Here is a 7,038-nt window from a genome sequence, read left to right on the forward strand (position 1 = left end):
GACCCTTAGTCAGCACGCCTTCGTCGCAGCAGTGTCCGTCGGGGCAGACGGGGAATCCACCGGACTGCGTGACGCCTCCGCCGCCCGAACCATTCGACGAGATTGAGACATCGTGGCGGCGCTCGGACGATGGCGAGCCGGTCAACCGGGTTGCAGAGTACCTTAGGGTGCACGCGAGCGGTGGCCCGTGGCAAGCCGGGCCGGATTACAGTTGGACGCATCCTCCGGGGCTCGTACGGTTCGCGGAGCCACCCATGGTGCGCGTGGCTCGCGGTGCCAGTCTGCGCGAACGCGCGATTACCGCGTACGCCGTGGCGCTCATCAACCGCGCACTGCCCTACGATCACCACCTAATCATCGGAGCCGATGCGCCCGCTGGCGTTGCAGGTGAGTGGCAGCAGGGTCTTCCAGGCATCCCGGATGGCCAGCTCTTCGTCGAATTCATCCGTACGCCCCCCGAAGGGGGGCGGCCTGGTTCCGAAGCGCTTGCGCATCAGAGCGTGGAAAACGTGTACGACGCGCATCAGGACCGATGGGAGAAGAAGCGTCTGCGAGCCTCGTCCGTCGAGATGGACAGAGAGTTCTTTGGCGGCCGCCCCGATCACGATGTCGTCTCGGTGCTCGTCCACGAGATGTTGCACTCGCTCGGGCTGCAGGGGCACGTCGATGCCCCGGCCTTTGAAGACTCCAATATGTACAACGCATGGTTTCGTTTGGATGGCTCGCTGCCGAGCATCGATGCGGCGGGGCTTCAAGCGCTCTACACAAGGCTCGGGGAGGAGACAGAGCCTGAGGATCTGTCGGCCTTGAGTCTGGGAGCGTGGTCACAAGAGACCGTCCACTTGAGCGGCGAACTCGATAACGTCGCATTCGGCGTGCGGCACGGCAACGGCGTCAGCATGCCTTGGACATCGGGCATCGAGCCTACCCGTGCAATCGGGGACAACAACAGTCTCTCCGGTACCGCGACGTGGAATGGCGACCTGCTGGGCTTCACGCCGGCTCTGGAGGTGGTGGGAGGCAATGCCGAACTCAGCGTCAACCTCGGTACGCTGGACGGGCGCGCGGACTTTACTGAGTTGCAGTCGTGGGTCGCGGGCGCGGTGCCCGGCGTGGTTGGAACTGGCTCCCAATGGAGCACCGGACGCCTTGGATACACGATCACGGTCGGCGGAAACTACCTGCGCAGCACCGGAGGCGACGACGGCACCGTGAACGGCCAGTTCTACGGAACGGGACATGAAGGCGTGGCCGGTAGCCTTGAGCGTGACGACCTTACGGCCGCGTTCGGGGCAACTCGCGACTGACGCGACCTACTCCCTGGAGGTCGGGAAGATATCGACCTCATGGTCTCTTCGATGATGCTCCCTGCTGTCTCCGCCGCTTCCACCGAGTGCCCGTCGGCTACGTCCGTGCCCATGGGGACCACTTCCGGCAATCGGAGATCAAACTGGCCCGGTACCGGACGGGCCGTCGTGCGGTTCCGGTTGCTCCTCGACGAGCCTTACTTCGTCCCGCTTGTGCATGAGCCCAGTTGAAGTTCATCAACATTTGTGGCGGGCAACCGTAATTTTCCCAATCGTGACAACTTCAAACTGGGGGTTCATTTGCTGAACTGCGCATCAGGAATGCGCATCAGAACGAGCGGGTGTAACCCAGCTGAACGCCGACCTCGCGCACGCCGAACCGGTGGTCGATGCGCGGCCTCCCGAGCGCCGACCCGTCCCTTCCGGTGCGCAACTCCAGGTCAGCCGCCGAGTACCGAACCTCCAGCCCGATCCGGCTCTCCAGGCTCCCCCACTCCACGCCCACGCCGGCAACCCACGGCCGCAACGTGTAATCAGCCACGCTCCGGATCGATGCCCCGCCGATGTCGGAACCACACCGCACAGTTGCCCGTTCCCAAAGCACGCTGGTGACGACGTAGATCGATCCGCCTTCGCCCAGCAGCCCGCCGGGCGCGCACCCTAGCCGGGCGTTGATATTGAAACCGCGTTCCATCTCCACGCTCCACGGGCCTGGCACACGTCCCGGTTCCCGACGCCGGTGCCCTCCCGCAGGTAGCCCGCCGGGCTGTCGCCCCCGTACAGCGCCGCCTCCAACTCCCCAGATACGTACAGGCGGCTGCCGACGGAGGTCCGGTAACCGAGCGCCGCCCGCACCACGCCAACCCCGCTCCGTGCGCCGCTGGTCGCTGTCTCGTAGTTCGCGGGCGGCTCGTCGAGACCGATGCCCTTGGTGTAGTCGGTACTGGCCCGATTCCATCCGGCCGCCACTCCGGCGTAGGGCCCTTCCTGTGCGTCCGCGTACCGTGTGGCCGCCAGCAACAGAACACAGGCCACCAGCAGCGCGCCCCTGCAACCTCGCATCCGACCCCCGGCCGGCAATTCCGCTGCCACCCGGACGAGACAGCGTTACTCCACCGCCGCAACCTCCGGATCGTATGCAGTGTATGGGGCCAGTACCGCTTGGCGAAGTCGGTGGCGCCCGGCAACCTTGCGCATCATCAGCGCCGCCTGCTTGATCGCGACGACCGGGCGGGTGGGTCCGGCAGTTCGGGCGCAGGGGGGCACGCGAGAGGGATCGCTGCTCCCGTTCGCGTCCCGCCACGACCTCTCGCGGTTCTCTTCGGGCAACCCTAACCGGGCCCGTTGATGGGTTGGCGGCACTCGGCCCGGGCATTGCAGCGGTCGACCGGCGGGGACCGGGACGCGTTGTGCGCAAGCGCGCCCCCCCCCCGGAGGTGCCTGACAGGGACGCTGACCAACGACAGACAGAGCCTCGCAGACGGTGCAAGGGTGGTCTCATTCCAAGGCATAAGTCTCCTCCATAGTGTGGTTGCTTACCTGTGAAGACACATTATGTTGTGGTCGTCCCCACCTTCGATGATACTCTGGGCATGACGGACGCATACGTGACGCTGGATGTCAGCGCAGAGGAGACCTGATGGCTGAACGCCGCCCGGGAGGCGGGCCGGATGCTGACCGTGATCGGCATCTGGGCCGGCGATCTTCGCGCCGCGTTCCATTGGCTCCGGGAGAATTCCCAGGCAGGCGCGGACTGGGGTCCGAGTTCACATGGAGATCACCATGCCGATCAGCATCAGTGTCCCCGAAGACCTCGACTTCAGACCGAGGATCACGGTCGTCGGCGTAGGCGGCGGCGGCTGCAACGCCGTCGACCACATGATCGAGAGCGAACTCGAAGGCGTGTCCTTCGTGGCCTGCAACACCGACCTCCAGGCGCTCCGGCGTTCCGCCTGCCCGGCCCGAGTGCGGCTTGGCCTCAACAGCACACAGGGCCTCGGCGCCGGGTCCAATCCCGTCGTCGGCCGCGAGGCCGCGGAGGAGTCGATCGACAAGGTGATGGACGCCATCGGCGACGCGCACATGCTGTTCCTCGTGGCCGGTTTCGGCGGTGGCACCGGGACCGGGGCCGTTCCGGTGATTGCCCGCGCGGCCCAGGAACGGGGGATCCTGACGGTCGCCGTCGTGACGACGCCGTTCACGTTTGAGGCGGTCAACCGGGCGGAGGTGGCCCAGGCGGGCCTGCAGGAACTGCGCAAGACCGTCGACACGTTTGTCGTGATCGCGAACCAGCAGCTGTTCGATGTGCAGACCGACGGGATGAGCCTGCTCGACTCGTTCCGGCTGGTCGACAACGTCCTCTACGACGGTGTCCGGGGGATTACCGATCTGCTCATGTGCCCCGGCCTGATCAACCTGGACTTCGCCGACGTCCGCTCGGCGATGAACAACGCCGGCGCGGCCCTCATGGGCACCGGCGAAGCCACCGGCGAGAACCGGATCGAGGAGGCGACCCACGCGGCCATCAGCAACCCGCTCCTCAGCTACCAGGGGCTGGAGGTGGGCCAGGCAGCAAAACTGCTGGTCAACATCACGAGCAGCGCCAACGTGAGTCTCACGCAGACCGAACGGATCATGGAGATCATCCGCGGCCGCACGCATGAGCGCGTCAATCTCAAGATCGGCGTGGCTATCGACGACAACATGGGCGACGCGATCCGGGTATCCGTCGTCATGACCGGGTTTGACCGGAGGCACGGGCCCGGTCTCGATACGGTCCCGCCCGGGATCCCGGTCCATCGCGCAAAGTCGCCGCAGGCCCCGGGGTCGGAGCCGACGTCCGGCCAGGAAGTTTCGGGCCGGGTCCCGGGCCACCGATCGAAGCCACCGAAAACCCCGGTGCCGGAGCCGCTGTCCGGCCGGGAGGTTTCGGGCGTGCAGGGCCATCTCGACATTCTGGGTGTGTTGGATCCGCCGCCCGTGCGCCGCGAGGGCGGCGGCGCCCGCCAAACGTCCGACACCGCGGTCGGTGCGGGGTCGGACGTGAACGGTCTGGACCTGGCAGGGGCCCCGGCAGCCGACGCAAGACCGGCCGGCCAACGGGCGGGCGCCCCCGCGGAAGAGAGAACCCCGGCGCCGCAACCGGGAGTCGAGGTCGTCGCCAGGACCAACGGCGCCGGTCGCGTGGCTGTAGGGGCGGCTGGTCGGGGCGGAAAGGAGGTACGGACGCCTGATCACCGTGTCCAGAGCGCGGCGGGCTCGCGGACGGAGGCTCCCCGCCCCGCGCTTCGTGCGTCTGCTTCCCATGTACCGGTTCGGGAATCACAGTCCGACGGAAACGGAAAGGGTATCCGTGCCCGCAGCACGAGCGGTGCCGGCTCCAACACGGCGGGGCAGGGGTTGGGGTCGGACGGCGCTACGGAATCCAACCGGGTAGCGGATGCGGCCGTTGCCCGCGATGTCGTCGCTACCCCGCACCTGCGCCCGGCGGTTTATTCGGACTCCAAGGCCGGCGGGGGGAAATCGTCCTGGACGAAGCTGTTCGGCTTTCTCCCGATGCGCTAGCAGGACGGCTGGGGCCGTCGCGAACCCTTCCTCCATCTGCATGCGCCTGTCGAGGCCGCGCGCGGGCGCCCCGCTGGCCACCGCCGTGACCGCCCTCTCGGCCACTCGAAAGTGTGCGGTTTAGCGTCTTGACTATCTATATCTAGTACTGTAAAGTCAGGTTTACACATGATATAGAAAAGTCCATCAGATTTAGTGTACTGGAGATTCCTCATCCGAACATTGGATCTCAATGGTGACGACCACCAACCCTCCTCGGGTGCCGGTCTGAATCGCGTTGGCGGCAGGTATTCCTCCCTATCTGCCCCGGGCAACCCGCGACCACCGGCACCGACAGGAGAGGAGGATTCCATCGCGGTCGGCGGCTGTACCCCGAATAAGCGTGGGCGCACGCTTATGTCCTGGCGGTTTCCGAAAGGGTCCTAGGGAACGCCAGCTCGGGTTGCCGCCCGGTCTCCGTGCGGCGACCGCCGACCGCTTTTGTCCGGCTCCGGCAATCCACGTCCGCATTCTCGGTGAGCTAGCCCGGAACGCAGTTTCCTGGACCCGCCTCGACCACGCCCGGTTACCTGCCTGCGTCGACGTTTCGACGGCGGTGCCGTCGATCGGGCCCGTCGCCGGAGACAGGCGGTCGGTTCCGGTACGGTCGGTGCTCAGGCCAGTGCGGACGGTCGTTCCTACTGGCTTTGCCGTGCCTTCAACGTGCGGTCCCGTTGCGGATTGCCAGGCCCCGGCCGAGCTCCGTCGCACGGTGCCGGCAGCCGGGAAGTCAGGATCGCCGCAGCATCAGTACGGACGTGACCGCGCCCACGAGAAAGAAGATCGCCAGGGCGAGGTGACCGTCCTGAAAGGCGAGCTCATGCGCCTTCAGGGAAAGCACGTCCCGCAGGTAGCCTTCGGCCACACCGAGGCGCGCTTCCGTCGGCAGGCCGGTGGTCTCCAGGAACATGAACAGCGTGTCGCGAAGACCGGTCGAGACGAAGTTGTCCGCGGTCTGACTGACCATCAACTCGTGACCGTGCTTGGCGATCTGGGATTCCATGTAGATGGCGAGAACGTTGACGCCGATGGCCCCGCCCGCGATCCGGATGAAGTAATTGGTGCCGGAGGCATAGGCCGCCAGCTCGCGCGGTATCGCTTCCATGGTGACCAGGTTCTGGGCCGGGAGAATCATGCTGAGGCCGGCGCGGCCGAGCGTGATCAGCGCGGCCATGGTCCAGAACGTGGTGAGGATCCCGGCGCCGGCGAGCAGCCAGCAGGAATAGGCGAAGATCAGGAGACCCGATCCGATCGTGATGTAGGCCGGAATCTTGCCCACGATCCGCCCGGCAATGGGAAAGGCAATCAGCATGAAGATGCCGCCGGGCAGCAGGACCAGACCGGCCCCCAGGGGGGAAAGGCCTTGGACGGTCTGTACCAGTACGGGAATGATGTAGAGGGTGCCGAACACGCCGGCCCCGAACACGAACGCGACGATCGCGGAGGCCACGTACTTCGGGTACGTGAACAACTTGGGCTGCAGGATCGGATTGGGCGTGGAGAGCTCCCGCACGACGAAGGCGATCATCGCGCTCGCCGAGCCGAAGAGCAGGAAAAAGACCAGGTCGGTCGTCCAGCCGTCGCGTTGTCCCGCACTGATGCCGGTGAGGAACAGCATGACCGACGCGATCACGAGCGCGAAGTTCACGGCGTTGAACGGGGTTTGGACGGCGTCGTCGTCGCGGCCGGGGACGAAGCGTGAGGCGAGGCAGGCCGCGATGAACATGATCGGCAGTGGGGCGGCGAGGACCATGCGCCAATGCGCCTCCTCCATGATGAAACCGCCGATCAGCGGCCCGACTGCCGGCCCGAACACGATGCCCACGCCGTACCAGCCCATGGCCTTGCCGCGCTCTTCCGGAGGAAAGGCCAGATAGACGACGCTGAGCCCCAGCGGCTGGACCAGGCCTGCGCACAGTCCCTGCGCGACCCGCGCCATGACCACGCCGGAGAACGTCGGCACGTACTGGCCGACGAGCGCGGCGACCGAGAAGATGGCCAACGCTCCCAGCAACACGTTGCGCGGCCCGAACCGGGTCATCAGCGTGGCGTTCAGCAACATGCCCGCCGCCATGGCCGACAGGAACCCGGTGTAGATCCAGTGGGCCTGGTCCTGGCCGATCCCGAA

At 66.3% G+C, this 7,038-nt stretch carries 5 protein-coding genes; 2 read left to right on the forward strand and 3 right to left on the reverse strand.

Annotation, left to right across the window (positions count from 1 at the left end; translation table 11 throughout):
• Nucleotides 1-254 precede the first annotated feature (254 nt).
• Nucleotides 255-1,307, forward strand: a complete 1,053-nt coding sequence (locus OXH60_12245; GenBank protein MDE0712890.1) for a hypothetical protein — start codon at nt 255-257, stop codon at nt 1,305-1,307.
• A 328-nt stretch (nt 1,308-1,635) separates the two neighbouring features.
• On the opposite strand, the gene OXH60_12250 is transcribed toward OXH60_12245, so the two are convergent.
• Nucleotides 1,636-2,001 carry a hypothetical protein gene (locus tag OXH60_12250; GenBank protein ID MDE0712891.1) on the reverse strand — a complete coding sequence of 122 codons (366 nt, stop codon included), beginning with the start codon at nt 1,999-2,001 and terminating at the stop codon, nt 1,636-1,638.
• Nucleotides 1,968-2,342, reverse strand: coding sequence for a hypothetical protein (locus OXH60_12255; protein MDE0712892.1), 375 nt, complete (start codon nt 2,340-2,342; stop codon nt 1,968-1,970). The genes OXH60_12250 and OXH60_12255 overlap by 34 nt, the downstream gene beginning before the upstream one ends.
• Nucleotides 2,343-3,089: 747 nt before the next feature.
• Here OXH60_12255 and ftsZ point away from each other — a divergent pair.
• Nucleotides 3,090-4,871 carry a cell division protein FtsZ gene (gene ftsZ / locus OXH60_12260; protein ID MDE0712893.1) on the forward strand — a complete coding sequence of 594 codons (1,782 nt, stop codon included), beginning with the start codon at nt 3,090-3,092 and terminating at the stop codon, nt 4,869-4,871.
• 769 nt (nt 4,872-5,640) lie between these two features.
• Here the strand turns inward: ftsZ and OXH60_12265 are convergent.
• The coding region (locus OXH60_12265; protein MDE0712894.1) for a DHA2 family efflux MFS transporter permease subunit at nt 5,641-7,038 on the reverse strand (1,398 nt) is incomplete at its 5' end.

It is taken from the genome of Rhodospirillales bacterium (assembly GCA_028824295.1).
Classification (GTDB): domain Bacteria; phylum Pseudomonadota; class Alphaproteobacteria; order TMED109; family TMED109; genus VXPW01.